General features: G+C 45.5%; 31 protein-coding genes. 20 read left to right on the forward strand and 11 right to left on the reverse strand.

The genetic code is table 11. The annotated features are described in order from the left end of the window. The first annotated feature begins 43 nt into the window (after positions 1-43). Positions 44-268 carry a DUF433 domain-containing protein gene (locus QUA83_RS01535; RefSeq protein WP_190742266.1) on the forward strand — a complete coding sequence of 75 codons (225 nt, stop codon included), beginning with the start codon at positions 44-46 and terminating at the stop codon, positions 266-268. Continuing rightward, entirely contained in the window at positions 268-636 is a 369-nt protein-coding gene (locus QUA83_RS01540) for a DUF5615 family PIN-like protein (RefSeq protein ID WP_333291009.1), read from the forward strand. Before QUA83_RS01535 ends, QUA83_RS01540 begins: the two co-directional genes overlap by 1 nt. A 171-nt stretch (positions 637-807) precedes the next feature. Here the strand turns inward: QUA83_RS01540 and QUA83_RS01545 are convergent, their stop codons facing one another. Both QUA83_RS01545 and QUA83_RS01550 read right to left on the reverse strand, forming a co-directional pair. Further along, complete coding sequence (locus QUA83_RS01545) at positions 808-1,152, reverse strand: DUF5615 family PIN-like protein (protein WP_333291010.1); 345 nt, start codon at positions 1,150-1,152, stop codon at positions 808-810. After that, complete coding sequence (locus QUA83_RS01550) at positions 1,149-1,442, reverse strand: DUF433 domain-containing protein (RefSeq protein ID WP_333291011.1); 294 nt, start codon at positions 1,440-1,442, stop codon at positions 1,149-1,151. Before QUA83_RS01550 ends, QUA83_RS01545 begins: the two co-directional genes overlap by 4 nt. A 277-nt stretch (positions 1,443-1,719) precedes the next feature. On the opposite strand from QUA83_RS01550, the gene QUA83_RS01555 reads away from it, so the two are divergent. From QUA83_RS01555 to QUA83_RS01570, 4 genes are all read left to right on the forward strand, one after another. Next, on the forward strand, positions 1,720-2,067 hold the full coding sequence (locus QUA83_RS01555) for a hypothetical protein (RefSeq protein WP_333291012.1): 348 nt from the start codon (positions 1,720-1,722) through the stop codon (positions 2,065-2,067). A 101-nt stretch (positions 2,068-2,168) separates the two neighbouring features. Beyond that, complete coding sequence (locus QUA83_RS01560; RefSeq protein WP_333291113.1) at positions 2,169-2,444, forward strand: type II toxin-antitoxin system VapC family toxin; 276 nt, start codon at positions 2,169-2,171, stop codon at positions 2,442-2,444. A gap of 254 nt (positions 2,445-2,698) precedes the next feature. Next, the gene (locus tag QUA83_RS01565; RefSeq protein ID WP_333291013.1) at positions 2,699-2,995 is read left to right on the forward strand and encodes a BrnT family toxin; all 297 of its coding nucleotides are present in this window, start codon (positions 2,699-2,701) and stop codon (positions 2,993-2,995) included. Further along, on the forward strand, positions 2,982-3,278 hold the full coding sequence (locus QUA83_RS01570; protein WP_333122947.1) for a hypothetical protein: 297 nt from the start codon (positions 2,982-2,984) through the stop codon (positions 3,276-3,278). Before QUA83_RS01565 ends, QUA83_RS01570 begins: the two co-directional genes overlap by 14 nt. 120 nt (positions 3,279-3,398) lie before the next feature. Here QUA83_RS01570 and QUA83_RS01575 read toward each other — a convergent pair whose 3' ends face one another. Together QUA83_RS01575 and argB are read right to left on the reverse strand one after the other, a co-directional pair. Continuing rightward, positions 3,399-3,641 carry a DUF4926 domain-containing protein gene (locus QUA83_RS01575; protein WP_333291014.1) on the reverse strand — a complete coding sequence of 81 codons (243 nt, stop codon included), beginning with the start codon at positions 3,639-3,641 and terminating at the stop codon, positions 3,399-3,401. Between the two features lie 184 nt (positions 3,642-3,825). Then, positions 3,826-4,737, reverse strand: a complete 912-nt coding sequence (gene argB / locus QUA83_RS01580) for an acetylglutamate kinase (RefSeq protein ID WP_333291015.1) — start codon at positions 4,735-4,737, stop codon at positions 3,826-3,828. Between the two features lie 246 nt (positions 4,738-4,983). Between argB and QUA83_RS01585 the strand changes: the two genes are divergently transcribed. Continuing rightward, entirely contained in the window at positions 4,984-5,775 is a 792-nt protein-coding gene (locus tag QUA83_RS01585; RefSeq protein ID WP_333291016.1) for an HAD family hydrolase, read from the forward strand. Between the two features lie 84 nt (positions 5,776-5,859). Here QUA83_RS01585 and mreD read toward each other — a convergent pair whose 3' ends face one another. The 3 genes from mreD to QUA83_RS01600 all read right to left on the reverse strand — a co-directional run bounded on the left by mreD (position 5,860) and on the right by QUA83_RS01600 (position 8,324). Continuing rightward, on the reverse strand, positions 5,860-6,426 hold the full coding sequence (gene mreD, locus QUA83_RS01590) for a rod shape-determining protein MreD (RefSeq protein WP_333291017.1): 567 nt from the start codon (positions 6,424-6,426) through the stop codon (positions 5,860-5,862). Next, the gene (gene mreC / locus QUA83_RS01595) at positions 6,423-7,229 is read right to left on the reverse strand and encodes a rod shape-determining protein MreC (protein WP_333291018.1); all 807 of its coding nucleotides are present in this window, start codon (positions 7,227-7,229) and stop codon (positions 6,423-6,425) included. The genes mreD and mreC overlap by 4 nt, the downstream gene beginning before the upstream one ends. An 87-nt stretch (positions 7,230-7,316) precedes the next feature. Further along, the gene (locus QUA83_RS01600) at positions 7,317-8,324 is read right to left on the reverse strand and encodes a rod shape-determining protein (protein WP_015174156.1); all 1,008 of its coding nucleotides are present in this window, start codon (positions 8,322-8,324) and stop codon (positions 7,317-7,319) included. 331 nt (positions 8,325-8,655) lie between these two features. Here QUA83_RS01600 and QUA83_RS01605 point away from each other — a divergent pair, with 331 nt between their 5' ends. The 9 genes from QUA83_RS01605 to QUA83_RS01645 all read left to right on the forward strand — a co-directional run bounded on the left by QUA83_RS01605 (position 8,656) and on the right by QUA83_RS01645 (position 18,631). Next, positions 8,656-9,015 (forward strand): single-stranded DNA-binding protein, encoded by a 360-nt coding sequence (locus tag QUA83_RS01605; RefSeq protein WP_190738047.1) that lies wholly within the window; start codon positions 8,656-8,658, stop codon positions 9,013-9,015. A gap of 47 nt (positions 9,016-9,062) precedes the next feature. Next, positions 9,063-9,584 carry a tetratricopeptide repeat protein gene (locus tag QUA83_RS01610; RefSeq protein ID WP_333291019.1) on the forward strand — a complete coding sequence of 174 codons (522 nt, stop codon included), beginning with the start codon at positions 9,063-9,065 and terminating at the stop codon, positions 9,582-9,584. A gap of 180 nt (positions 9,585-9,764) precedes the next feature. Beyond that, on the forward strand, positions 9,765-11,120 hold the full coding sequence (locus QUA83_RS01615) for a P-loop NTPase fold protein (protein ID WP_333291020.1): 1,356 nt from the start codon (positions 9,765-9,767) through the stop codon (positions 11,118-11,120). Continuing rightward, the gene (locus QUA83_RS01620) at positions 11,077-12,669 is read left to right on the forward strand and encodes a tetratricopeptide repeat protein (RefSeq protein ID WP_333291021.1); all 1,593 of its coding nucleotides are present in this window, start codon (positions 11,077-11,079) and stop codon (positions 12,667-12,669) included. Before QUA83_RS01615 ends, QUA83_RS01620 begins: the two co-directional genes overlap by 44 nt. A gap of 219 nt (positions 12,670-12,888) precedes the next feature. Beyond that, positions 12,889-14,193 carry a TldD/PmbA family protein gene (locus QUA83_RS01625; RefSeq protein ID WP_333291022.1) on the forward strand — a complete coding sequence of 435 codons (1,305 nt, stop codon included), beginning with the start codon at positions 12,889-12,891 and terminating at the stop codon, positions 14,191-14,193. Positions 14,194-14,613: 420 nt separating this feature from the next. Next, the gene (locus tag QUA83_RS01630) at positions 14,614-15,438 is read left to right on the forward strand and encodes a DUF3153 domain-containing protein (protein WP_333291023.1); all 825 of its coding nucleotides are present in this window, start codon (positions 14,614-14,616) and stop codon (positions 15,436-15,438) included. Positions 15,439-15,739: 301 nt separating this feature from the next. Beyond that, on the forward strand, positions 15,740-16,129 hold the full coding sequence (locus tag QUA83_RS01635) for a LapA family protein (RefSeq protein ID WP_333291024.1): 390 nt from the start codon (positions 15,740-15,742) through the stop codon (positions 16,127-16,129). A gap of 73 nt (positions 16,130-16,202) precedes the next feature. Continuing rightward, positions 16,203-17,021: a segregation/condensation protein A gene (locus QUA83_RS01640; protein WP_333291025.1), complete on the forward strand. Its 819-nt coding sequence runs from the start codon at positions 16,203-16,205 to the stop codon at positions 17,019-17,021. Between the two features lie 446 nt (positions 17,022-17,467). Next, positions 17,468-18,631 (forward strand): NDP-sugar synthase, encoded by a 1,164-nt coding sequence (locus tag QUA83_RS01645; RefSeq protein WP_333291026.1) that lies wholly within the window; start codon positions 17,468-17,470, stop codon positions 18,629-18,631. 122 nt (positions 18,632-18,753) lie between these two features. Here the strand turns inward: QUA83_RS01645 and speA are convergent, their stop codons facing one another. Both speA and QUA83_RS01655 read right to left on the reverse strand, forming a co-directional pair. After that, complete coding sequence (gene speA / locus QUA83_RS01650; protein ID WP_333291027.1) at positions 18,754-20,763, reverse strand: biosynthetic arginine decarboxylase; 2,010 nt, start codon at positions 20,761-20,763, stop codon at positions 18,754-18,756. Between the two features lie 324 nt (positions 20,764-21,087). Next, on the reverse strand, positions 21,088-22,239 hold the full coding sequence (locus QUA83_RS01655; RefSeq protein WP_333291028.1) for a helix-turn-helix domain-containing protein: 1,152 nt from the start codon (positions 22,237-22,239) through the stop codon (positions 21,088-21,090). A 56-nt stretch (positions 22,240-22,295) separates the two neighbouring features. Between QUA83_RS01655 and QUA83_RS01660 the strand changes: the two genes are divergently transcribed. After that, positions 22,296-22,478 carry a hypothetical protein gene (locus QUA83_RS01660; protein WP_445301752.1) on the forward strand — a complete coding sequence of 61 codons (183 nt, stop codon included), beginning with the start codon at positions 22,296-22,298 and terminating at the stop codon, positions 22,476-22,478. On the opposite strand, the gene QUA83_RS01665 is transcribed toward QUA83_RS01660, so the two are convergent. Then, positions 22,479-23,069, reverse strand: coding sequence for a DUF3611 family protein (locus QUA83_RS01665; RefSeq protein WP_333291031.1), 591 nt, complete (start codon positions 23,067-23,069; stop codon positions 22,479-22,481). 167 nt (positions 23,070-23,236) lie between these two features. Here QUA83_RS01665 and QUA83_RS01670 point away from each other — a divergent pair, with 167 nt between their 5' ends. The 3 genes from QUA83_RS01670 to QUA83_RS01680 all read left to right on the forward strand — a co-directional run bounded on the left by QUA83_RS01670 (position 23,237) and on the right by QUA83_RS01680 (position 24,587). Continuing rightward, positions 23,237-23,407 (forward strand): hypothetical protein, encoded by a 171-nt coding sequence (locus QUA83_RS01670; RefSeq protein ID WP_172186391.1) that lies wholly within the window; start codon positions 23,237-23,239, stop codon positions 23,405-23,407. 354 nt (positions 23,408-23,761) lie between these two features. After that, positions 23,762-24,055 (forward strand): hypothetical protein, encoded by a 294-nt coding sequence (locus QUA83_RS01675; RefSeq protein WP_006632298.1) that lies wholly within the window; start codon positions 23,762-23,764, stop codon positions 24,053-24,055. A 103-nt stretch (positions 24,056-24,158) separates the two neighbouring features. After that, positions 24,159-24,587, forward strand: coding sequence for a heavy metal-responsive transcriptional regulator (locus QUA83_RS01680; protein ID WP_333291032.1), 429 nt, complete (start codon positions 24,159-24,161; stop codon positions 24,585-24,587). Positions 24,588-25,117: 530 nt separating this feature from the next. Here QUA83_RS01680 and QUA83_RS01685 read toward each other — a convergent pair. Beyond that, positions 25,118-26,041 carry a fused MFS/spermidine synthase gene (locus QUA83_RS01685; protein WP_333291033.1) on the reverse strand — a complete coding sequence of 308 codons (924 nt, stop codon included), beginning with the start codon at positions 26,039-26,041 and terminating at the stop codon, positions 25,118-25,120. Positions 26,042-26,142: the final 101 nt, after the last annotated feature.

Raw genomic sequence — 26,142 nt, forward strand, 5'->3', positions numbered from 1 at the left:
CAGATTAGATAATATAACTTATCAGATTCAGAAAGGACAAGTTATGCCTGTAAACTGGAGAGAACATATCGTTAGTACCCCCGATGTACTGCGAGGTAAACCAAGAATCAAAGGGACTAGAATTCCCGTTGGCCTGATTTTAGGATATTTAGCATCAAATAACACTGTAGAACAAATCATCGACGAGTTTCCAGATATCACCAAAGAACAGATAGCTGCTTGTCTTGATTATGCTCGCGATTTGTCGGATTTTGAAACAGTTGCCTAATGAGTTTAAGATTGTTCATCGATCAATGCGTTCCTAAGTCTATTATTCAAATACTTCGTGATACCGAGCATGAAGTATTTGTATTGGGAGATTACATCCCAATTGAATCTCCAGATACTATTGTCATTTCCCAAGCTCAGGAATTAAATGCCATACTTGTTTCTCTGAATGGAGACTTCTCAGATATTGTGACTTATCCGCCAAGTTCATATCAAGGAATCATTTCTATTCAACTGAGAAATCACCCTGAAATTATTCCTCAGTTGATGGCAAGGCTAACAGAATACTTATCATTGCACGATAGTGAGGAGCATTATCGAGGTAAATTACTACTGGTAGAAGTTTACAGAATTCGCATTCGAGAGTAAAAATTGATAGCGAGATCCCTTTTCCCCCAAATAACCAAAAAGGCGATCGCCTTTCCATGCCGAATCCCAAAGGACGATCGGCCTGATGTTTCCAAACAACCAAAAGGGCGATCGGCTTTCTCATCCCGAATCCCTGCATTGCGATCGCTAATTTTTCAATATACGCTCAATTTACACATATAAAAGCTGATTGGCAATTTCATCAGCCATCAACGTATTTAATAGAATAGCAACCCGTTGGACAATCTCATAGGCGTTCTTTTGAGGAGTCACAATAATTCCAGAATGTTCCCGTCCTTCTGTCATATATTCTAGGTGTAATCGCTCAAAATCCACGCGGTTGTGAGTCAGCAAACATCGATCGACAGATGCAGCATAAGCCAATTGTTGGCTATCCAATTGACTCAACATTCCCTGTTCGCTCGTTGTCGTCACATCAAAACCCCTAGCCCGCAGCAAAGTCGCTACCAGCCTAGAAACATCTTCATCTGTATGAATAGTTGCAAATAGTTTCACGGTTTTTTCATTGCAGCTTTAACAGCAGGATGAATCAATTCTTCAGGAATTCGATTGCGCTCAATATAAGTATTTACTTCTTCCTGGTTATCCAAATAAAAGCTCAGTGCGTCAAAAATTTGAGCTAATTTCAGATGAGGTAAGTGCATCGGGATTTCTTCAGGAGTAATACCCAAACGCCACAATTCTACGATCGCACGAACGGAAGTTCTCGTTCCTGCGATAATTGGTTCCCCTTGCAAGATTTCAGGGTGACGTGCAACATAACGCGAAGCAGATTGTGTAGTCATGGGAGATTAACCGGACACATCGATCTTGATTATAACTTACGCTAAAACGCCATCTGGCTAATTGTAGTTTAACATAACCTAATTTTCACTTTTCAAATGTTAAGCAGATTTTACTATTTATGGCGATCGCCCTTTTCCCCAAATAACCAAAAGGGCGATCGCCCTTTCCTTCCCAAAGTGCGATCGGCCTATAATTTCAGCATGGCAACAACTGTCAAATTCAACAGAGCGATCGGTATAATTAAAAAATCAACATCAAATACAGTCAATTAATGCCATGATTGCTAATTTGCCCATCAAGCTGCCTCACTTACCCAACAGCTTGCCCAGCGAAGGTTCTGTCCGCATTGAGTTAGTCAACGGACTCTTAATATTTAGCGCTTCTCTTCAAACCCAGGAACGAATTCAAACTTTAACAGCTCAAGAACAAGCATCAAATCTCACTTCCGAAGAACAAACAGAATTGGATGGATATCGAGAATTCAGTAGCTATCTAAATTTGGTAAATGAAACCATGAAAAAAACTTTTTTATATCCTTTGCGAGGCACTGTAATTGGCTATGATGAGCCGTTTGAACCTGCGGTTTCGTTGGAAGATTGGGAAGCGCTACAAAGATTGTACTAGATACTCATATATGGGTTTGGTGGGTTGACGATAACACACGACTGACTCAGGAACATCGGGACTGAATACAACAATATCAATCTCAAGGTTTAGGAGTCAGCATCATTTCTTGTTGGGAGGTTTATAAATTAGTAGAAATGGGAAGACTTACTTTGTCCGTTACAGTTGATGAGTGGTTAAAACAAGCTTTGGCTTATCCCGGAGTGCAGCTACTCGAACTCACCATTCCCATCATTGTTGAGTCAACTAAACTCACAGGTTTTCACCGCGATCCAGCAGATCAAATCATTGTGGCAACTGCGAGGATTTGCGGGTGTCCCTTACTAACTGCTGATGCAAAAATTCTGGCATATCCTGATGTACAGACTCTTCAGTGACAGGTAAAAAATGCCTTCGCTATGAAGGCAAAGCCTGGTTTCGCTGCTATTCAAAATACTGACTTCCAACCATGACATCGATTTGAAGCCTGTCACGCCATACCTCAAAGCAGTTTCCTAATGTTTTGGGTGTAACGCAATTGTTCTTTTTCTCAAAGTGCGATCGTCCCTCGGACATCTCAAATTTAAAAGTACGATCGCCCTTTTTTCCCAAAGTGCGATCGCTCTTATTTAAATAATGTTAATATCGAAGCATGGATAGTGTATACAGACTGCAAGGCGTTGAGTTTGAATGGGACACAAACAAATTCCAGATAAACCTAGAAAAGCATGGCGTTAGCTTTGAAGAAGCCGCAGAAGTTTTCTTCGATCCATTCTATCAGGAGGGAGATGCAACGGCTAATGACGAACAGCGTAACTTTATCCTCGGTTACTCCCGCACTCAACGCCTATTACTAGTTGTTTATGTAGAACGCAGCTTCTTGCGAATACGCATCATTTCTTCCCGTCCTGCAACCCGCACTGAAAGGAAATTATATGAACAATTCTGAAGAAGAAATAAAATTGCAATTGCGACCTCGTACAGCGGAAATAGTCTCGCTAAACATTCCAATAGATACTTTAGCATCACTTGAGAAAATAGCGGCAAATCGAGATATGTCTGTAGAAGCATTGCTTAAGTTTTATATAGGGCAAGGTTTACGGGAAGACTTAGCTAAAGTCTTTTCAGAACGCTTGCTGGACAAAACTGCTCAAGTTTTGGCTAGACACCTGGAGTCAGCCGAAGAAATATCAACTATTATTCGAGAAATTCAAGCTGAAACTGCACGTTAAATGATGGGGCGATTTAAGTACAAAACTAAAAGGCGATCGCCGTTATTTTCCCAAAGTACGCGCGTGCGAAGCTATCCCGTAGGGAATCGCCCCGATCTAACTTTTATTCTCCTCACATTACTAAGCAACTGCAAGTTCATATTGCAGAACTAAAATTTCATCAGCTTTCAACATAGCCATAGCATATTCACTCCCTTGACTATCAGCAAATTCCACTAAAGACTGAGATTCCTTTCCCGTCTCATATACTTCAATAATAGTTCCCACAAGTCCAACTGGCAAACTAGAAATAGATGCGTATTCTGGTTCCACTAGCGCTAATCGCGTATTTGAAATCGGCTTGAGAATCGCAACAGAATCCAAAACTCTAAAGTGTTCGATCGTAGTTTAACAAAAGCTGAAATCCAACAACGGTTAGAATTAGTTGAAGTAATTTCCCAGAAGTCCCTTCTCAAGGTTTTTAGGGGCAGGTTTAGTTAGGATATACGCGATCGCAGCGAGTTTATCCCTTTCACGCACCCGCCCTCCCCGCGCTAGGATATAGGCATTACTTAGGCCTTAAGTTCGCGCTGCTAAACTCAGAAGCAACAATCATCGACCCAATCCCCGCATCCGTAAATATTTCTTGCAGCAAAGCATGAGGAATTCGACCGTCAATAATGTGAGCACCATTCACACCCTGAGCCAAACTCCGCACACAACAATTAACTTTCGGAATCATCCCCCCAGACACAACTCCCGACTCAACCAACTCTCTGGCTTCTTGAATATCTAACTTAGCAATCAGACTCTCTGGCTTGTGATAATCCTCCAAAATTCCCGCAGTATCCGTCATTAAAATCAACTTTTCCGCTCCCAAACCAGCCGCAATTTCCCCAGCCACCGTGTCAGCATTAATGTTGTAAGATTGACCTTTTTCATCCGCCGCCACGCTCGACACCACCGGAATATAACCGCTGTTCACCAAAGACTCCAAAATCTGGATTTTCACGCCGCTGACTTCACCCACAAACCCAATTCCCTCGCGGCCGTCAGGACGAGCTTGAATCAGATTGGCATCCTTGCCGCACAGTCCCACTGCTTTGCCGCCAGCTTGGTTGATTAACGAAACAATTTCCTTATTTACTTTACCCACCAAAACCATTTCTACAACTTCCATTGTCGCCGCATCAGTCACTCTCAAACCATCCTTGAATTGCGGCTCAATTCCCAATTTTTCCAGCCAAATATTAATTTCCGGGCCCCCGCCGTGAACCACAACCGGACGCATCCCCACACAAGCTAGCAGCACAATATCCCGAACCACCTTGTCTTTGAGATTGCTATCTTTCATCGCCGCACCGCCATATTTGACCACAATGGTGCGACCGGCAAAGTGTTGAATGTAAGGCAGTGCTTCGGACAGCACCTCTACTCGATTAGTGTCCGAATTCCTAACAAAATCGCTTTGTTTGAGCATGGGTAAATTACAGAAGACTAAAAACTTAATTCTAAACTTTAATGGCTAAAGCACATATCAACAGCCACAAAAATCACTTTTTCCCTTGAATTTATCCACGCGCAGGCTCTATCGCCTTTATTGAACCCCATCCTCAAAAAATTAATAGGTTTTTTTAATAAAAGGATTAATTTTTATGTATTATAACTTATACATTTTTTGCTACAGTCAAGAAATGTATAGCTCCCTAGATTTACTTAACGTTTTATGTTAACTGCTGTCGCCCAAGACTCCGAAAACCTTCAGTACAAGCTACCGTCAGAGGCTGACTCGTCCCCCCGGATGACGGTATTTTGCGATTTAGACGGGCCCATAGTGGATGTGTCCGATCGCTACTATGCCACTTATCAACATGGATTGGCCGGCACTCAAGCAGCTTATCTCGATCGGGGAATCAACCTCAACCTTCAAATCCTCAGCAAACAGCAGTTTTGGCAAATGAAACAAAACCGAGTGCCCGATGCTGAAATAGCCAAAAGTTCCGGCTTGTCGGGAGAAGAAATTCAAGTTTTTCTCGGATGCGTGAGTCGGATTGTCAATCAGCCGGACTTGTTGCACCTAGATCGCATCCAGCCGGGAGTGCAATGGGCGATAGGACTTCTGCACTCCCGCGGCGTGCGGCTGATTTTAGTCACCCTGCGGCCGAGAAATCAAGCCGTTCAACTGTTACAAAATTACGGTTTAGCCAGACTGTTTACCAGCATTCGCGGAAGTCAGATGGCGGATGCCGCCTATCACAACTATACAGCCTTAAAAACTCAATTGTTGGCTGAAGTTGCAGAAGAATTTGAGTCATCGCTAGGTTCGGCTTGGATGATCGGAGATACAGAAGCAGACATCCTCGCAGGCAAAGCATTGGGAATACCTACAATTGCCGTTACCTGCGGAATTCGCAGCCGCTATCAACTCCAAAAGCACCAGCCTAATTTCATTCTCAGCAACTTGATTATTGCCGTTCATCACTTATTAGGTTCCGGACAACAAATAATAGTAGAATGACTGCCGTTAACAGTAATTAGTTAACAGTTAACTGGTGACGGTTAACTGTTAACTAAGGACTCATGACTGCTGACTAATGACTGACTAAGACTTTTCTACATTCCTGGTCATTTCCCACAAGCGATTGAGCGGAAAATAAATCACCGGAGCCCAAAGACTGCTAAGAATAGCAGAACACAAAGCCACTCGCTGGTGATAGCTCCAAATTTCCAATAAAGCCCGATCGCCCATAGCAAAAAATTGCAGCCCCATCACCGTTTCCGCTACTACCGCCATCCCAAACACAATTAGCGCGATCGGAATCGGATCTCTCTCAACAATATCTACCGGAATCGACCAGGTTTTCTGCAAAACAACTGTTAAGACTCCTACAACAACTAGACTTACAGCATGGGTGGGATGAGGAGCCGTCATCGCATCTTGAAGAAACCCCAAAACCAAGCCCATGCTAGCAGCTCCCCAAACTGTACGTTTCCGCTTAATACTCCAAGCTACCAACCAAATTAACAGCCAGTTCGGTCCAATTCCCAGCAATTCCATTCCCGGCATCCGAGTGGGCAATATCAGTATGCACAGCATCACAGATAGAAATGTAACTGCAAAGTTGAGAAATGGGCGCGATCGCGAAGACATCCGAGATAAAGCTTTCATTGTTGCTGTGCTCCCTCAGATGCTGCTGAAGATTGACTCTGCGAATCCTTCGGTTCGGTTTGCTTAGAGTGGGGGTAAACCACCGCCCACTCCAGAGAATTCATCGGTGCAGAGAACTCAACCACAGCTTCTGGAGCCGGAGTTTTATTCATATCCACCGAAACCACTTTTCCCACCGGCAAACCAGGAGGGAACAACTGACTGAAAGAAGAAGTTGAAACCATATCCCCAGGCTTGACGTTGGGAACATTATCAAAAAACTCCATCACAGCCTGATTTCCGCCTTTCCCGCGCATAAAACCCATGTGGCGACTGCGGATAATTCCCACACCCAATTGACTCGTTGCGTCGCTGACTAACAGCACCAAGCTAGTATTAGGAGTAACGCTGACAACCCGGCCTACCAAACCGCCGGGACCCATCACAGTAAAATCTGTTTTGATGCCATCATTACTGCCTCGCCCCAAGGTTACTTGCTGCCACCAGTGGCCGGCACTGCGGCCGACAATAGGAGCTACAATCCCTGCTGGTTTCTTAGCTGAAACGTAACCTAAAAGCTCTTTTAGCTTCTGATTTTGAGTTTCTAATTCTAATAGTTGCGCTTGCAATTCTTGAGTGCGAGCCGAGATGAGTTCCTCTTGCCCCGAACCGTTGGCGTGAAACGGACGAGTCACCCAATTGTAAACTTCAAATACTGCCGCACCTTGTGTTTGCCGAACTCCCCAAGCGGCAGTTACAGCTAAACCTAAAACAGCAATTGGCAGTCGCATGTCCCACCACTTTCGGAATGTATTTTTTAGCATAATTTCAGTAATCTAAAATTGTTATGTCAGGATTTTAGATTTGAGATTGCAGCCGTATTTCTCAATCCACAATCCCAAATTTGTTAACTACATATTACGCGACGACTGACCGCTGAAAACCCGTTCTAACTGTTTGTTTTCCAATACCCTACCAGTTCCCAAGACCACGCAGCACAGCGGATCGGCTGCCACGTGAGTGACAATTCCTGTTTCGTGACTGATCAGAGTATCTAAACCTTTCATCAGCGCGCCACCACCAGCCAGCATAATTCCCCTGTCAATAATATCTGCTGCTAACTCCGGCGGGGTGCGTTCCAAAGTACGCTTGACAGCTTCCACAATTACTGAAAGCGGTTCCGACATACTTTCGCGAATTTCTGGGCCTTTGATAGTAACAGTTCGCGGCAAACCAGACAGTAAGTGCAAGCCCCGCACTTCCATCATTACATCGTCATCCTCTGGAGTTGGATATGCAGAACCAACCTGAATCTTAATTTCTTCAGCAGTGCGTTCGCCGATGACTAAATTGTGAACTTTTTTCATGTATTGGACGATCGCCTCATTGAGTTCGTCGCCGGCTACCCGCACAGACTCACTGATCACCGTACCTTGCAAACTCAAAACCGCAACTTCCGTCGTACCTCCACCTATATCTATAATCATATTGCCAGTCGCCTCAGCAACAGGCAGTCCAGCCCCGATCGCCGCAGCGATGGGTTCATCAATTAACCGTACTTCTCTAGCACCGGCCTGAGTCGCCGCCTCAATGACAGCACGCCTCTCTACTCCGGTGACACCGCTGGGAATGCCAATAATTATCCGCGGCGAAACTAAGCTTCGGCCTTCGTGAACCCTGCGGATAAAAGTCTTGAGCATTAGTTCCGCCGTATCGAAGTCTGCAATTACCCCGTCGCGAAGCGGGCGCAGTGCTATGACATTCCCTGGCGTGCGGCCGAGCATTTTTTTTGCTTCTTCTCCAACAGCCAGCGGTATTTTTAAATCTTGGTCGATCGCCACTACAGAAGGTTCCTGCAGAACAATACCTTGGCCCGATACATAAACGAGCGTGTTAGCAGTACCGAGGTCGATACCCATATCTCTAGATAACGAAAATCGATTGAGAAGACCCACTGATTCGTACCCCCCCCTAAAAACTAAAATACTATTGTGTGCAATAATGTTGTTACAAAAGTGTAACCGAGGTGGATTCTATTACGTTTTTCATCCTGAGTCTAGTCAGAAATGTACATTGTCGAGCTCAGGTTGAGCGTAGACTCGCCAATCATCCACCATCAATATGTTCTCCTAACTGGGTGTACAATCAGGATGAAGCCTCATAAGCGTTGTTCCAAGTTCAGTTTGGAGGCTAATGCGCGTGTGGACTGTTTAACTACATCACCGATCGACCACATTCCCAAAAAAGTTTATGAGTCTTAATGTTGTGACTTTAGTAGGCCGCGTCGGCGGCGACCCGGACGTGAAGTATTTTGAGTCGGGTACAGTTAAGTGTAATTTGACGCTGGCAGTGAACCGCAGAACTAAGAACAGCGATCAACCAGACTGGTTCAATCTGGAAATCTGGGGCAAAACAGCGCAGATTGCTGCTGACTACGTTCGCAAAGGCTCTCTAATTGGCGTAACAGGCTCTTTGAAGTTCGATCGCTGGCAAGACCGCAATACGGGTTCAAATCGCTCGAAGCCGGTAATTAAGGTAGACCATTTAGACTTGCTGGGTTCCAAACGCGACAACGAGTCGGGTATGTCGCAACACAACAGCGAATTCTAGCGTTTGGGGAATTGGGGAATTAATATTTGTGAATTGGGTGGGTGCTTGTGACTTCAGAAAAGTTAGAAATTGTTCAAACTGAGTACCAAGCTGGGCAAGTAGCTTTTGAGAGTGGCCGGTATGCTCAAGCTGTGCAGAGTTTAGAAACAGCCACCGGTTTAGTCGATCGAAATTCGCGGTTGGGCGGCGAGGTGCAGATGTGGCTAGTGACAGCCTACGAAGCCTCTGGCAATACAGAAAGGGCGATCGAGCTTTGCCGGCAACTCACCCGCCATCCCCGCCAAGAAACCCGCCAGCAAGCAAAGCGCTTGCTGTTCATTCTCGAAGCTCCCAAACTCACTATCCCTCCTGAATGGATGGTGAAAATTCCTGATTTGGCAGCTTTAGATGAAAATCAATCAATCAGTTTTCAAGCTAATCCCAACGCTGATATCAAGTATGCTAAACCCAAGCCCGCCGTACCAGAGCCTGTAGATTTGAGTCAGGTTAATACGAAAGATAATAGGTTTATCTGGGTGGCGTTAATTGCGATCGGGCTAATTTTAGGCGGCTTATTTATTAGTTATTAATCATTTTTGGAAGTTGATTCGCGGAAAAACCCGGTTTCTGTGGTCGGTTGGTAGCGATCGCGAGTTCTTGAGTATAGTGCGAGATGTGAGTTAACATAGGAGTTAAAAAGCTCCACATCCCGATCGTCCGCGATCGCGATAAGCTGTGGGTTCCATCTACAATCTACAATCTAGAATCCGATGACTTCACTCCCACCCAACCGCGCCAAAACACTCAAAGAAGCTTACCGCGCTTGCGATGTCAAGCCTCTAACGGGCGAGGATATTGCCCGATATTATGTGGATTTGTCCGCAGTACGAAACACAGTAGCTATCGAGGATGTTAGCACGGATTTGGATCTTCAAGAACCGGGAGAATTTAACACAATTTTGTTTACCGGGCATCGGGGATGCGGCAAAAGTACAGAGTTAAAACGCATTCAATCGCGGTGGGAAAATGACTATCGGGTGATTTACATAGAATTCGATCAGGAACTAGATGTTCTTGATGCAGAATATACCGATTTATATTTGCTGTTTATCAACAAAGTAGCTGATGATTTAACTAAATTACGATTGAAGTTTGACCCCAAACTTTTAGATCGTTTTGAATCGTGGTTTAAAGAAGTCACTAAAGAAACAGAAGAAACTGTTCAATCTTCCGTTAGCATCGAAACTGAAGCAAGTGCAGGCGCAGAAATTCCCTTTATTTATAAGTTGACAGCAAAATTGCTCGGTCAAATCAAAGGTTCTAGTCAACAAAAAAAAGTAATTCGGGAAACTCTTCAGCGTAATTTGTCCCGCTTGCAAACAGATATTAATTTGTTATTGAAAGATGCTTTTGAGAAGCTGAGACGGAAATATCCCGACCGCTATCAAAAAGGATTTTTGGTGATTGTTGATAACTTAGACCGGATTCCTCCCAATGTTGCCAATCATTTGTTTTTTGATTACGCTCCTCAACTCCAAGAACTAGACTGTACAATTATCTATACAGTGCCGATTTCGGTAATTTATTCCTATAAAAATGTCAGCAATTTGTTTGGTAATCCCAACATCGTGCCAATGGTGAATATTTATGAATTTAATCGCAGTGAGTGCGATTTAAATTACAATCAGCAAAGATTAGAGGGAGTTGCCAGTTTGATCGAAAAACGGGTTGATGTTAGTGCCGTATTTGACGATCGACAACAGTTGCTAGATTTGGCAAAAGCTAGTGGCGGTCATGTGCGACAATTGATGCAGACGACTCGATCGGCTTTTCGCACAGCCATTACTCGCAAACACAGTAAAGTTTTGGCAGAAGATGTCACTTACGCTTTGAAGCAACAGCAATTTGATTTTGAAAGGTCTACTCCTACGGCAGAATATTACACCATATTAGCGCAAGTTTGCCTCAAAAAAGATATTGATAAAGATGAAATCGGACAAACTTTATTATTCAATATTTCCGTTCTGGAATACAACGGCAATAGTCGGTGGAATTATGTCAACCCACTCGTAAAACAAAGCTATGCTTTCCAACAAGCCCTGGCATCAATTCAAGGAAATCCCTGAAATATACCAGCAAAGGATTGTTGAACTCAATCAAGAGTCTTTCGATCAATTGCTGACGTTTGTCGATATTGTTCCCGACGATGCCTTTGATTTGGGATTTATCGACTGTAATTTTGCCAGGGATAGAGATGCGATTATTCAGGCTTTAATTAGTCATCCCGATTGTCAAGAGATGCAGTTTGAAATTTGGGATTTTCCCGATCCTGATATGCGCTTTTTGATGGATGAAATTCTGAAGCTTTTGCCAACAGTCAAGGTTCAACCAGACAAAAAGTTGATTTTCATTGTGCGGGGATTGGAAAATGCGATCGGGATGACGGGGGAATATCCGCCAATGCTGGTAGATTTTAATTGGGTGCGAGATGCTTATCCCGTTAAAGTGCCGCATCCCATGATTTTTTGTTTGCCAGATTATGCGATTACGCGAGTTGCTAATTATGCGCCGGATTTTTGGGCCTGGAATTCGGGAACTTTTGTGTTTAAAACTCCTGTAAATACTAGAGATGATGCGTTTTCTCAAACTCTGGATGCTAGCAAAGGAATTAGCAATTGTGAGTTGCCGGAAAAGCAGGAACGGATCGATTTATTAAAACGGTTATTGATTGAATACACTCCCTCGAATGGGCGCGAGGAAACTCCAGGGGATTTGAAAACTCGCATCAGAGTTTTGAATGAGTTGGGAGTTGCCTATCGCAGCCGGAGTGAATATAAAACTGCAAAATACTATCTGGAACAAGCGTTATATTTGGCGAAAGATGATGAAGAGTTCATATCTTTAAAAGCAAAGACTTTACATGAATTAGGATGGATTCAGGACGATTGGGGAAATCCCAAAGAGGCGATCGCATTTTATCAACAATCACTCGAACTTAACGAAAAAATTGGCAATGTTCAAGGGAAAGCTGCTACTTTGCACTGTCTAGCAATAATCTATGCCAATCAAGGGGAAGTAGAACAGGCGATCGCATTTTATCAACAATCTCTCGAACTTGAGGAAAAAATTGGCAATGTTCAAGGGAAAGCTGCTACTTTGCACTGTCTAGCAATAATCTATGCCAATCAAGGGGAAGTAGAACAGGCGATCGCATTTTATCAACAATCTCTCGAACTTAACGAAAAAATTGGCAATCTTCAAGGGAAAGCTGCTACTTTGCACCAACTAGCAGGAATCTATGCCAATCAAGGGGAAGTAGAACAGGCGATCGCATTTTATCAACAATCTCTCGAACTTAACGAAAAAATTGGCAATCTTCAAGGGAAAGCTGCTACTTTGCACCAACTAGCAGGAATCTATGCCAATCAAGGGGAAGTAGAACAGGCGATCGCATTTTATCAACAATCTCTCGAACTTAAGGAAAAAATTGGCGATGTTCAAGGGAAAGCTGCTACTTTCGCAATGCTTGGACAGTTGTTAGCAGCGCAGGGAGATTTTGACCAAGCTTTGAATTATTTACAGCAATCTTTGGAGATTTTACAGCATTTGCGATCGCCCGACGCGCAGACAGTGAGAGAAATTATTGCTATGGTTCAGCAGATGGCTGGGGATTGATGGATGCACTTCGACTAAAGAAACCGGGTTTTTCGCAGCTTTTCGGTGGTGTATCGATATTCTGGGAAAAAACCCGGTTTCTGGCCACGCATACAACCGAAGAAACCGGGTTTTTCGCAGTTTTTCCTTGGTGTATCGATGTTTTTGGAAAAAACCCGGTTTCTGGTCACACCCAAAATCGCTAAAATAAAACAAAGACCAAACCAGAAAGCGATTATTGTGAGCGATTCAACCGTAGACCAGATTTTGAAATTGGCCTCTCAGCGCGCCGATGCGGCTGAAGTATACTACCTGTCGAGTCAAGATACGCCGATAGAATTTGAAAACAATCGCCTCAAATCCCTGCAAACCAAAGCCCTGCAAGGCGTAGCACTCCGGCTGATTTACAATGGCAAAATCGGTTTTGCTAGTTCCACAGATTTAACGCGGATAGACGATTTAGTAGATGCAGCGATTCAAACAGCCGAAATCGGCGACCCCGCAGAATTTGAACTCGCCTCCAACTTCCACCTAAAAGGCCCGGAAACCACCTACACTCCGCCCACAACTCAAGAATTAGTCGAAAACGGCAAAAACCTGATCGAGCAAGTTCACGCCTACAATCCCGATATTATGGTAGATGTCGGCTTTCACGTCCGCAGCGGCCGCGTGAAAATTGCCACCACGCAAGACCTCTATGCCGAAAGAAGCAGCCAAATAGTCAGCGGCTCGCTATCGGGAAATTTGGTAAAGGGAGAAGATTTTATGCAAGCATACAGTTACGACGTAGCGCGCGATCGTCCCCTAGACACCAACAGCATCCTCGAATCACTCCTCGAAAAATACCGCCTCGCCGAACATTCAGCCACCATCACCAGCGGTTCCTACCCAGTATTATTTACCCCCAGAGCCGCCGCTAGCACCCTCGGCGGCCTCTTTGATACCATCCTTTCAGGCCAAGCAGTAGTTCAAAAAGCCTCTCCCCTAGCCGACAAAATCGGCGAAACCTTATTTGACGAACGCTTTACCTTTTTTGAAGACCCCACTTTAGGCCCTTCTGCTTGTCCCTTTGACGACGAAGGTACGCCCACCACCCGCAAAGTCTTGATAGACAAAGGTACTGTCACCGGATTTTATTGGGATCGCAGGTGGGCTGCTCGCGCCGGTGTACAATCAACCGGCAACGGTTTTCGTGGCGGATTGTCTCGCCCCGGCCCTGATTTGACTAACTTTTGCATTTCCCCCGGAAATACCGCCACTCAAGACTTGATTGCTAGCATGGACGAAGGTCTAATAGTAGAGCAGGTTTTAGGTGCCGGTCAGTCCAATCAGTTAGCGGGCGAATTTTCTGTCAATTTGGACTTAGGCTATAAAGTAGAAAAAGGCAAAATTGTCGGCCGCGTCAAGAATACAATGGTGGCAGGCAGCATTTTTGAAGCGTTTAAAAATTTGGCAGATTTGAGTAGCGAAGCCGAATGGGTAGGCGGTGCAGCCTATTTGCCGAGTATGCTGTTTCAACATTTGGGTGTAGCTTCCAGGCAATAAGTTCAGTGCGGTTTTACTCGTTACCAGGCTTACTCGTTACCAGGCTCTGCCTGGTAATACAGATGATGAGGCTCTGCCTCGAATTTGGATGAAAGCTTGCGAGGCAAAGCCTCTGGACATGGGTTCCCAGGCAGAGCCTAGGAACCAGTTAAACAAACATAGAAACAGTGTCGGTAATTCAGCGCTTTGCTAATTCATGCAAATAGGTAAAAATGCGGTTTTACTCGTTACCAGGCTCTGCCTGGTAATACAGATGATGAGGCTCTGCCTCGAATTTGGATGAAAGCTTGCGAGGCAAAGCCTCTGGATATGGGTTCCCAGGCAGAGCCTAGGCACCAGTTAAACAAACATAGAAACAGTGTCGGCAATTCAACGCTTTGCTAATTCATGCAAATAGGAAAAAACAGGGAAAAAGGTACAATGAAAGAGCAAAATGTCAAGGATGGAACTGGGAAGAGGAAAAAGCAGTTTTTCTTTCTTTTACCTTTTGTTTTTTGCCTTTTAACTCTAGTGACTGGATGCGTTCAGTACGATGTCGGGGTCAACTTTGAGAGTCAAACTCGCGGCGAAATCGTGCAGCACATTAAACTGGGGGAAAGGTTGACGAGCTTCAGCAGCGAAACTGTTGCAGAATGGTTGAAAAGCGTAGAACGCCGGGTGAGGTTGCTGGACGGAAAAACTAAACGGGTTTCCCCCACAGAAGTTCTAGTGAGGATTCCTTTCAATAATGGAGCCGAGTTGCAAGACAAGTTTAACCAATTTTACAATCCGATCGCACCAACCACAAAATCTCGGGTTGCAAGTCCGCTAGAAACCGATTTGCCGAAGTTTGAATCTCACCTTAGTGTCAAGCAGAATAATTTATTATTGGTGCTGCGAAATCGGTTGAGTTTGGAATTGGATTTGCGCTCTCTTTCACTGCTTTCTTCTAACGGCAGTCTGCTGCTGAGTCCGGGGGGACTTTTGGAGCTAGACTTTAGCTTGAACACGCCTTGGGGCGCCGAAAGTATTGAAACTGTCGCCGGTGCGCTGGTTCCCGAAAGCTATCAGCAAGGAAAACAGTTAGTTTGGAAGCTCAAACCCGGAGAAGTTAACTATTTGGAGGCGATATTCTGGATTCCCAGCCCGGTAGGAATTGGGGCGCTGATTATTGCCTTATTTGTAGCCGCAGGCATTGCTTTGAAATATCAAATATTGCCCGCACTGGGAATCGGCAAGAAACCACAAAACATCGGTCAAACCTAAAGAGGATATGTGCTGGAGGGGCGAGTTAAGCTCAGTCGCATCTAAGTTTTACTATCAGAACACATCAGCTTTGTGGGGTGGGCGTCCCGCCCGCCGGAAAAATACAATTTAGAGGCCCAAGAGTTTAACCAATATCTTCAATCAACTCTCAGAACTCCAATAAACCCGCCCCTCCCCGGATATTATGGTTAATTGACCCGATTTGATCAGATCAAAAAAGCACTGAGAACATCTGTCAAAAAAGTGTTGACAAATGGTAAATAATTTGCTTAACCTGAATTGAGAATTAGGAACAGAGAAAATGCGATCGCTAAATTTCTTCTTCATATTTCTGATTTGCTTGGCTCTAGTATTATTCAGCATCGAAAATACAGAGACAGTCGCGATTCAAGTTATCAAAGGCGTCCAAGTTAAAGCTCCGCTGTGCGTAGAACTAATTGTAGCGACGGGATTAGGGGCAACACTAGCGTGGCTGTTCAGTCTGTGGTCGAGAATGCAGCGAACCCTCGCCTCGCGCCAACAACTCCGCCAAGTTCGCGAAAAAGAGCAGCGGATTCAGGAATTAGAACAAAACCTTGAACGCTATAAAGCCGAAGTAGAAGGCCAACAACCTTTGTTAGAAAGTGCAGAACCGATAAGTTTAGAAATAGCAGCCATTGAGGCCAAAGCTGCTGAAATAACCGCCAATTAATTTGATATGCTCTCTCGTTTTCCCAGAGGCAAAATCTAAAATCTAAAATCTAAAATCTAAAATCTAAAATCGAATGGCCGTTTCCCGAGACCAAGATGGCTTAGAAACGATTTCCGAGGGAATCGCAATTTTAATTGACTTAGCCGAACGGGGAGAAATTGATCCTTGGGACGTTAAGGTAATTGAAGTGTTCGATCGATGTCTGAGCAAGCTTACGAACGCCTCCGATGCAGATCAGAGTAAGGATTTCTCCGATTTGTCCCACTCCGGCCAAGCGTTTTTGTACGCTTCAATGCTGGTTTTACTCAAAGCAGAAAGTATCGTCCTCTCAGAACCCCCCGCGAATCCCGACTCGGCCGACGAGCCGGCAGTAGAAGACGCAGAACACTCAGGCGGGCGACACTTGCCGCAGCATTTAGAGCGGCAATTGCGCCGTCGCGGTGTAGCTCAACTACCGCAAAAACGCCCGGTGACTCTCCCAGAACTGATTGAGCAGTTGCAGCTAATGAAAGCAGCAATGGAGCAGCAGACTGTTACCCCCCGGCGCCGCCCTACCTCAAAAATGCGATCGCAAGCGGCCCAGGCTATCTTTGAGCTAGCTCACCAAGAAAATTTGGTGGAAACTGCTAGTGAACTCGATCGGTTTCTGGCAGAACGGGGTTCAGAAATTGACGAGGGTTGGCTCGACTTGGAACAACTGCTAGAACTTTGGCATCATAAGGATTTGCACTCTCCTGTCAACCCAGAACACCCGGTATCGACTGGGGAAGTTAACTTGCCAAATCATGACCGCGTGGGTATTTTTTGGGCGTTGTTGCTGCTATCGGCTCAGTCTAAAGTAGAGTTGCTTCAAGAGGAGTTTTACCAAGACCTCAAAATCCGCGCGCTTTGAGCTTGCAGGGTATTAGGTTCTCGGAGGAAACTAATAACTAGGCCACGGCGTCGGTTAAGATTCTAGGCAGAATCTCGCTCTCTGGCATTCTGTTGCTGAGTCTGGGATGCGGAGAGCGGGAGTTTGAAGTTATTGCTGGTTCCCGATACCTGGTTTCTTAAATCCAGGTTAATTCGGAATAAATGATTGATAGCCTGGTACGATGTCGCCTATAAACAGGTCAGTCGATTTTAGATTTTAGATTTTAGATTTTAGATTTACTTTCGCATTGAATCTGAGAGCTTGAACTAGCGTCTAAAATTTTGAAATCGACCCGGACGCTCGCGTCGGAAACTTGTACCCGTTTTTGGGCGGGGTCAGGATTTTGCGGCGATCGATGCGATCGCAACCGCTAGCATCTAATTGTTCAGTTGATATCAGTTAACAGAGGGTTGAGGAAGTTAATAATGAAAGCGATGATTCTGGCGGCCGGTAAAGGCACTCGCGTCCGTCCTATTACTCAGACAATACCCAAACCGATGATTCCCATCCTGCAAAAGCCAGTGATGGAGTTTTTGGTTGAATTGCTCCGCCAGCACGGATTTGACCAGATTATGGTCAATGTTTCCCACCTGGCAGACGTGATTGAAAACTACTTCCGCGACGGTCAAAAGTTTGGGGTACAAATTGCCTATTCTTTTGAAGGGCGAATTGAGGACGGAGAAATGATTGGAGAGGCTGTCGGTTCGGCTGGCGGCATGAAACGAATTCAGGACTTCTCGCCGTTTTTTGACGATACTTTTGTGGTGCTGTGCGGCGACGCTTTGATTGATTTGGACTTGACTGCTGCTGTGAAGTGGCACCGGGAAAAAGGGGCGATCGCTACTATTGTTATGAAATCGGTTCCCCGCGAGGAAGTTCCTAGTTATGGAGTGGTGGTAACAGACGAGTCTGGCAAAATTAAAGATTTCCAAGAAAAACCTTCTGTAGAGGAAGCTCTGAGTACCGACATTAACACTGGTATTTATATTTTTGAACCGGAAATATTCAAATACATCCCTTCGGGCCAGGAATACGATATCGGTTCGCAGTTATTTCCCAAGCTAGTAGAAGAAGGCGCCCCTTTTTACGGGATTAGCATGGACTTTGAGTGGGTGGATATCGGCAAAGTTCCTGACTATTGGCGGGCAATTCAGAGTGTGCTGCTGGGACAAGTTAAAAATGTTTCGATTCCGGGAATTGAAGTACGCCCCGGCATTTACGCTGGTTTGAATGTAGCTGTCAACTGGGATAAAGTTGATATTACTGGGCCTGTTTACATTGGCGGGATGACGATTATTGAGGATGGAGCAAAAATTGTCGGGCCGACAATGATTGGCCCAAATTGTTGGCTTTGCAGTGGGGCCACTGTGGAAAACAGCGTAATTTTTGAGTATTCCCGTTTGGGCCCGGAGGTGCGGTTGGTTGACAAACTGGTGTTCGGGCGCTACTGCGTTGATAAAACCGGGGCTGCGATCGATTTGCAAGCGGCGGCTCTCGATTGGCTGATTACTGACGCTCGCCAAGTTTTACCGACTCAACACGGAGAAGAGCGGCGGGCGATATCTGAAATTCTCGGTAATGGTGGATAATTGGTAATTGCTAATTGCTAATTGCTAATTACTCAAGGTAAGGTGCGCCTAGCGCACCCTACTTTTACATTTATGATCTCAGCTTTTAATTCTGGTAATCTGCTTAGGTTGCACCCTACATTTCACGACTGAAGATAAGTATATTGGCTGAGACTTCGCTCGTAATTTTGCAGCAAAAGTTGGGCTTCGGAAAGAGTAATTTTATTTTGCTGCAAAGCTGCTTCTGTCTGACGGCGGATGCTTTCCACCAAGTTTTCTGAATCGTACTGTACGTAGCTGAGGACTTCTTTCATAGTGTCTCCTTTCACAACGTGTTCGATATGATAGCCAGAAGGTGTTAGCTGAATGTGAACTGCATTTGCATCGCCGAATAAGTTGTGAAGGTTGCCCATAATTTCTTGATAAGCACCTCCCAAAAATAGCGCCAAATAGTAAGGCTCTCCAGGTTTGAGAGTATGCAGTTCTAAAACCGACTTTACATCTCGCAAATCAATAAATTGGTCGATTTTGCCGTCGCTGTCGCAGGTAAGATCGGCTAAAATACCGCGTTGAGTTGGTTCTTCGTCGAGTCGGTTAATTGGCATAATAGGGAACAATTGGTTAATTGCCCAACTGTCCGGTACGGACTGGAAAACAGATAAGTTGATGTAATAAATGGACGCCATCACCTTTTCTAAATCTTCCAAATCCTCCGATACATATTCTTTTTGCCGCGCGATCGCCTGTATTTTATCGCAGCAAGCCCAGTACAACTGTTCGGTTTTCGCCCGTTCCGCAATTCCCAAATAGCCTAAGTTAAATAAACTGACTGCTTCTTCCTTGAATTGGATAGCATCGTGATAAACTTCTTGGTAATTTTCGGGACTGATAGATTGGTAAATTTCGTAGAGATTGCGCGGAATTTGGTGCGCGTTTTCATCTACTGGTTCTGGTACTTCTCTGGGGACATCGCTAGTACCGAGTACGTCAAAAACTAACACTGATTGGTGAGAAGCGATCGCCCGCCCGCTTTCGCTAATGATAATGGGGACCGGGATTTTGCGCTCATCGCAGGCATCTTTCACTCCTGCTACTACGTCGTTAGCGTAGTTTTGCATATTGTAGTTTTTGGAAGCGTGGAAGTTTGTCTTAGACCCGTCGTAGTCAACACCGAGTCCACCGCCTACGTCCAAGTAGTTCATATTAGCTCCCAATTTAGCTAATTCCACATAAATGTGGCTGGCTTCTCGAATGGCGTCTTTGATGACGCTAATTGAGGAAATTTGAGAGCCGATGTGGAAGTGCAGTAACTGCAAACAATCGAGCATTCCAGCTTTTTCTAGTTCGCCGACTGCACGGATAATTTCAGGAATTGTCAAGCCAAATTTTGCCCGATCGCCCGTGGAACCTCCCCAGCGGCCAACGCCTTTGGTAGTGAGTTTTGCTCGCACTCCCAAAATCGGTTTAATTCCTAATGCTTTGCTGGCGGCGATTGCGAGTTCTACTTCCTCTATTTGCTCCAGCACAATTACGGAAGTTTGCCCTAGCCGCTGCGCCAAAATAGCAGTTTCGATGTATTCGCGGTCTTTGTAACCGTTACAAATTAATAAAGCGCCTGGGTTTTTTAAGGTCGCCAAAGCTATCATTAATTCCGGTTTAGATCCGGCTTCGAGCCCGAAGTGATGGGGTTGACCGAAACGCACCAAATCTTCAATTAATTGTCGGTGCTGGTTGCATTTTACTGGAAAGACACCGCGATAGACATTTTTGTAATTGTACCGAGCGATCGCTCTGGCAAAACAAGAATTTAAGCGCTCGATCCGGTCTTCCAAAATATCAGAAAATCGAATCAGCAGGGGCAAAGCCAAATTTCGCTGTTTCAGGGATTCTACCAGCTCGCACAAGTCGAGGGAACCGCCGCGATCGCCCTTGGGAGAGACTGTAACGTGACCGGCTGCATTGATCGAAAAATACGGTTCGCCCCAACCTTGAATTCGGTAGAGTTTCTCACTATCTTCAATTGTCCAAGATGCTTGTGGCAGTTGAGCTGCCGTTACCAAAGCACTGTCTGGTGCAGCCAAACTCGTGACTGTTGGCGAGTGAGTCGATAGCGGATCGAGATCGGAGAAAGCAGCGGTGGCTGGGGAACTCATGTTATCGGAAACCTCTTTTAGGAGTGGTCAAATAGATAGTTTATCGCACATATCGGGTTTCCTGATGCAGTTGAAAAATCACTTTGGGTACACGGGCTGGCGATTTTAGATTTTAGATTTTAGATTTTAGATTTTAGATTTTAGATTTTAGAATTGACTCTACAGGTGGATGAATGTGGGGGATTTAACTAAAATCTCAACCGTAATTGCTCTCCAGGACTCCTTTGTTCAAACAAATATTCGTATGTAGGTGAACTCGGAAACCGGGTTTCCGAGTTCACCTGCGCCAAGAGAGTTGTCGGACGATCGATCGCCCGACACACACTAACCAAAAATCACCTCCGGCGGCGCCATGTCAGCCCCCATCCTCAATCCCCCGTTATTAGACTTCTTCAAGCCCGGTTGAGGTGCTTTTTCTGGGGTCTTCTGAGCCGGTGCAACTGAGGCTGGCGGTGTCACCTGCGGTTGAGGTACTGCCTGTGCTCCTGGCACCACGGGTTGCTGTGACAGCCAACCCAAACCCCCTACAGCCCCAGCCATCAAAGCGGTGTAGCCGATGTACAAATGCACCGGACGCATTTGAAAGCCTTCGCCTGAGTCGGAATCGGAAACAGACACATACATACTGGGAATTGGAGTTGGAGCGGGTTTGGGTAAAGCATTCGCCATAGCGCTACCGTCTAGTCCCAAGGCGTCGCCGAGTCTGCGGATAAAACCTCTAACGTAAATATCTTGGGGCAGTTTGTCGATTTCCCCATTTTCGATCGATTCGATGTGGTGCAGCGGCACGAGAGTTTGACTGTGGAGTTGCTGCAGGGATAGGGAGCGAATTTGCCGTCCCTTACGCAATTCTCTACCCAACTCCTGCAGGCACTCTTCTCGCTGTTGAACGGCTAAAGCTGCTTCTTCTTCCTTGGTGAGTTTTTTCGGCTTTTTGGGAAAACCGAACCCTGGGAAGGATTTTCCGGGGACGGTGACAGTTGCAGGTGGAGCCGACTCGACTTTAATTTCGTCTTGGGGCGCTTCTTTGCTGTCTTCAGAAGTGTTAGTGTCTCGATCGGAATTTTCTTCTGTGTCGGAATCGGTTTGGGGCGGCGCTTCCACACTAGCGCTGCGCCAATAAAAGACAGGAGCAGTTACTGGTGGCTCCAATTCTTGAATTTCTGTCACCGTCTCAATGGCGGGACTTACAGCAGTAACACTCTCTTGGGCTACTTGCGGTTCAATTTTGTTTTGTTTGGGAAATCGATCGAATGCGAGCTTGACGGCTTCTCTGCTAACTGCTCTAATTAAAATTTCGGCAGCAGAGGCTGCTTCGCCTAACATTGTTTGCAAGCTAGCTAGAGCGTGGCTATAGGTGTCGCTACAGAGGAGTTCAGTTTCTATTTGACCTAGGACAGAACGAAAACTTTCTTGAGAAATTTCAATAGTTGGGTGATCTGTCACCCCAAAATAAGCCTCGGGTTTCAGTGCCATGATATTCATGTTGTCTTAGTAGAAGGTATCTGAGTACGTTCTTCGACAGGTTGGCAGTGATTCCGGATGTGGGTTGGGGGAGAGTGGGAGAGTGGGGCATCGGGCATCGGGCATCGGGCATCGGCCATTGGGCATCGGGCATTGGGCATTGGGCATCGGGCATCGGGCATCGGGCATTGGGCATTGGGCATCGGGCATCGGGCATCGGGCATCGGGCATCGGTTGCCCCTCACCAATAACTACTGTTTGTGGATGCGATCGAGCAACCAAAGAGCCCCGAAAATCCCGACAAAATGGGCAACAGTGGCGTGAGTATTGGCGAGTACCACAAATATATCTAGGGGCTGAATAAATCGGCCCACATCAACTGCGGCACCGAACAAGGCTTGTGGCTGAGCTAGAGATTTAGCTAAAAGTGTTCCACTGATAGCTTCTGCGCCAATCAGCGTCAGCACCATTCCTGACAAGTTGCTCATCAGTGACAGCCGCATCTCTTTGATGGTGTCTGCTTTTTTGGGGCGGACAGCGTTACCGGGCGATCGCAGTTCTCTCGACAAGCGGGTGAAGCGGAAAGAGCGATATATGCTGTAAGCGAGTACGGCTAGCCCGCAAATGGCAAAAAATACGCCGCCGCCGGTGCCGGCACTGTTTGAACCGCCAGCGGCGGTAGCCCTAGGGAGCGCGAAGGGGATGGCAAAGAGCAAAATGATCGCCGCTACCACCCCTAGCACTAACTGTACCCAGAAGCAAACCCAGCCTGTTGTACGAAGGGCAAAGGCTACTCGCTGTACGGCGACAGGAAGCTTATCGTTATCTAACTGATTAGTCATATTTTGAGCGGGTATAATTAATTGGCATTAGTTGGCAGCAGTTTTTTCTCTTCGGGGACGGTTGACGGCGGTTAACCCTCTTTATAATAGAAGTAGCAATGTTTAAGATTTGTAACTAACATTGGATTTCACATTTGAATAGCGTCGATCGCCAGGTACCCAAAGCAATGACACAACTACAACCCACCGTCACTCCCAAACTGGAACAGCCAAAGTTTGGCTTCAACAGCTACGCGGAACGCCTTAACGGTCGAGCCGCGATGATCGGTTTTTCTTTAACTTTAATTATCGAGTATGTCACAGGCCAGGGCTTGCTGTCCTGGTTAGGTCTCAACTAATTTTAGCAATGGCGCGGTCAGCCTTACACTTTGTCTAGACTCTTCCGGCAGCGGGTGTGACTTCTGCTGACCGCGACAAATTCGGGAATTGATTAAAATATTAATTAGAAACAAGCCCAGCGACTTCTCTGCTGAGAGAGTTCTGTTCCCGAATGCAATAGCTGGCTTTTGGAGGTATATATGGGGTGGAATTTTGATTTGACAAGCTTGGCAATTTTGCCTCGCTCCCGTACAATTCCCCACAGGCGAGAAGATTAATTTAGGTGAAGCTAGTCTTTGAGCTAGAAATCCCGATCGTTCCGCCAACTCTAAGTTTTAGAGATTGTAAATAAATATAGAACAGAGTAAAACCAAATGAATGCTTCGTGGACGCGACTTTTGAGGTCAGCTTACCGTAAAGAGCCAATTACCAGTTTTGTTGTAACAGTGGGCGTTGTCGATGCCGCCATCGGCAGCATGGGTGCGAGTGGCTCTTTATTGGCTTTTGGGCTTGGCACCGCTGGGGTGGCGATGGCTCTCCGTTGGTGGCAATTTTACCGCTCTGGAGCCGAACAACCCGCACCGGCTCCCGAATACTATCTTCCTCCTCAGTCTTCTAGACCTCAGTTGCCTGTGCTTAATGTGTCTAAAAAAAATCCTCCTTATTAAGATTACTGGGCAATGCTGACTGGGCGATGTGCCGATCGACTCCCTGGATCTGAGGCACCAAAAGATAGGGCAAGAAAGTCTTTCGATCTTGGATGCTTGGTTTATGAATATTTCTGTTGCCGAGAAACTGTACAAAATTGGCTCTGTAGCTGCCTGTAGTGGTTTGTCGGTGAAAACTGTTCGTTACTATGAGGAGATGGGCTTGCTGTCTCCTGCCGTAAAGCGCTCGCCCGCTGGTTATCGCTTGTTTGGCGAAACGGTATTTAACAGGTTGGCGTTTATTAAACGCTCTCAGGCTCTGGGTTTGAGCCTTCATGAGATTAAGGATATTTTACAAGTTCGCGATCGGGGAGAGTTGCCTTGCTCTGAAGCGAAGCAGCATCTAACGGCTAAGGTAGAGGAAATTTCTGTGCAAATTGCAGCCTTAGAAACTTTGAAGGGGGAGTTGCAAGGCATTCTCAACTGCTGGCAAGAGGAACCCTCGCAGGCGAGCATTACTACCACGATTTGTCCGAACATTCAGCGGGATTGAGGAGCGGAAAGATACAAAAAAAGGGAAGGAATTATTGGTTTCCTTCCCTTGATGGTTTTGTGGGTGGTTTTGTCGATCGTGTTGAGCTTTTAACTGTTTTCGGAGAGTTTGCTGTTGCTTTTTGAGTTGCCGAGCCCTGGCTGAGCCGCCTTTACCTTTGGAGTTTCTACCCTCGCTGCGAGGAGACTCCCAACTTTTTAGTCTCATGTTTTTCAGTGTTTTCACTACTTCTATAATACACCGCCATATTTTCACTGTCAAGTATTTTTTAGAGCGATGTTTCGTAGTATCAACTGTTGACTGATGGGGATTTGCTACAGACATAGCGATGGTGCGCCCATAAGCATCCTACAGCCCGATAGTTCCCCCATAAGCACCCTACAATTAGAGTTTTTTGTGGGATTCGGTTAACAGCCCTAATTATGTATATAGCGGTTCTCAAAAAAGTGAGGTATGCCCTATGCCCTATGCCCCATGCCCTATGCCCTATGCCCATGAGTACCTCATCTTTCTGAGAAAGGCTATATTTATCAGTCCAAATATCGGGCGGGTATTTCAGCATCTGTAAAAATTGGCAGCGTTTCCCAAATTTTTACCCATTCCGGCAATTGGGCTACTTTTTTTAGCTGGAGCGACAATTCTATTAAGGAAAATCCTAAATTGTGGAAATCTTGAATAAGTTCGGCTTTCAAGAAAATTTCATTTTTAGCTAAATCGGGAGCATTAGTGGCAATGACAATGCTGTTGCCGGTTTCTAAATTGCATATATAAACTTGTGCGAACACAGTTTGAATTGTTTTCACCGCTGCCGCATTAAACTCTTGTTTGTGGAACAGGTGGACAACTAGAGCACCTGCGCTTGACAAGCGAGTTTTGCACAGTTGGTAAAATTCTTGTGTCACCAATTTATAGGGCATATAGCCGCTGCCAAAACCAGCATCCACGATAATTATATCGTTTTTTACTGTGGAATTTTGTTGGGCTAGATATTCGCGCCCGTCTTGAATGGCTACTTTGAGTCTGTCGTCGAATTGAATGCCAAAAAATTTTTGAGCTACTTCGACTACTTTTTGGTCAATATCTGTACATTCGACTATCGCGTTAGGGAAATAGTGGTGAAAAAATCTGGGGAGGGTGCCGCCACCAAATCCGATTACATAGATTTTTTTTGGGTGAGTTTTCCAGACTAATGCTAGCAACACGGATCGGGAATAGGGAAAGATTAAATTTAGTGGATTGTTGAGGTCTAGGATTGATTGAGCTACATTTGTGATTAAGGTTTCTCTGTCTGCTAAAAGCAGTAGTAGAACTGAGTTTATTTTTTTGACGGCGATGCAGTTGTCGCCGGAGTTTTGTTGAAATAGGATGCCGTCTGGCTGTTGCTGAAGCCAATTGATTTGTTGGTGGATAGCTGCTAAATTGCTAGTTTGTCGATCGCCTTTATAATCAGTCATACGATTTTAGATTTTAGATTTAATATTTTAGATTCAGGGTAAAGGCATCTTAACTTTAACCCAAAATATGCGTAACTGCTCACCGCAACTGCGCTGCGGTG

The organism is Microcoleus sp. K1-B1, assembly GCF_036704705.1.
GTDB lineage: Bacteria > Cyanobacteriota > Cyanobacteriia > Cyanobacteriales > Microcoleaceae > Microcoleus.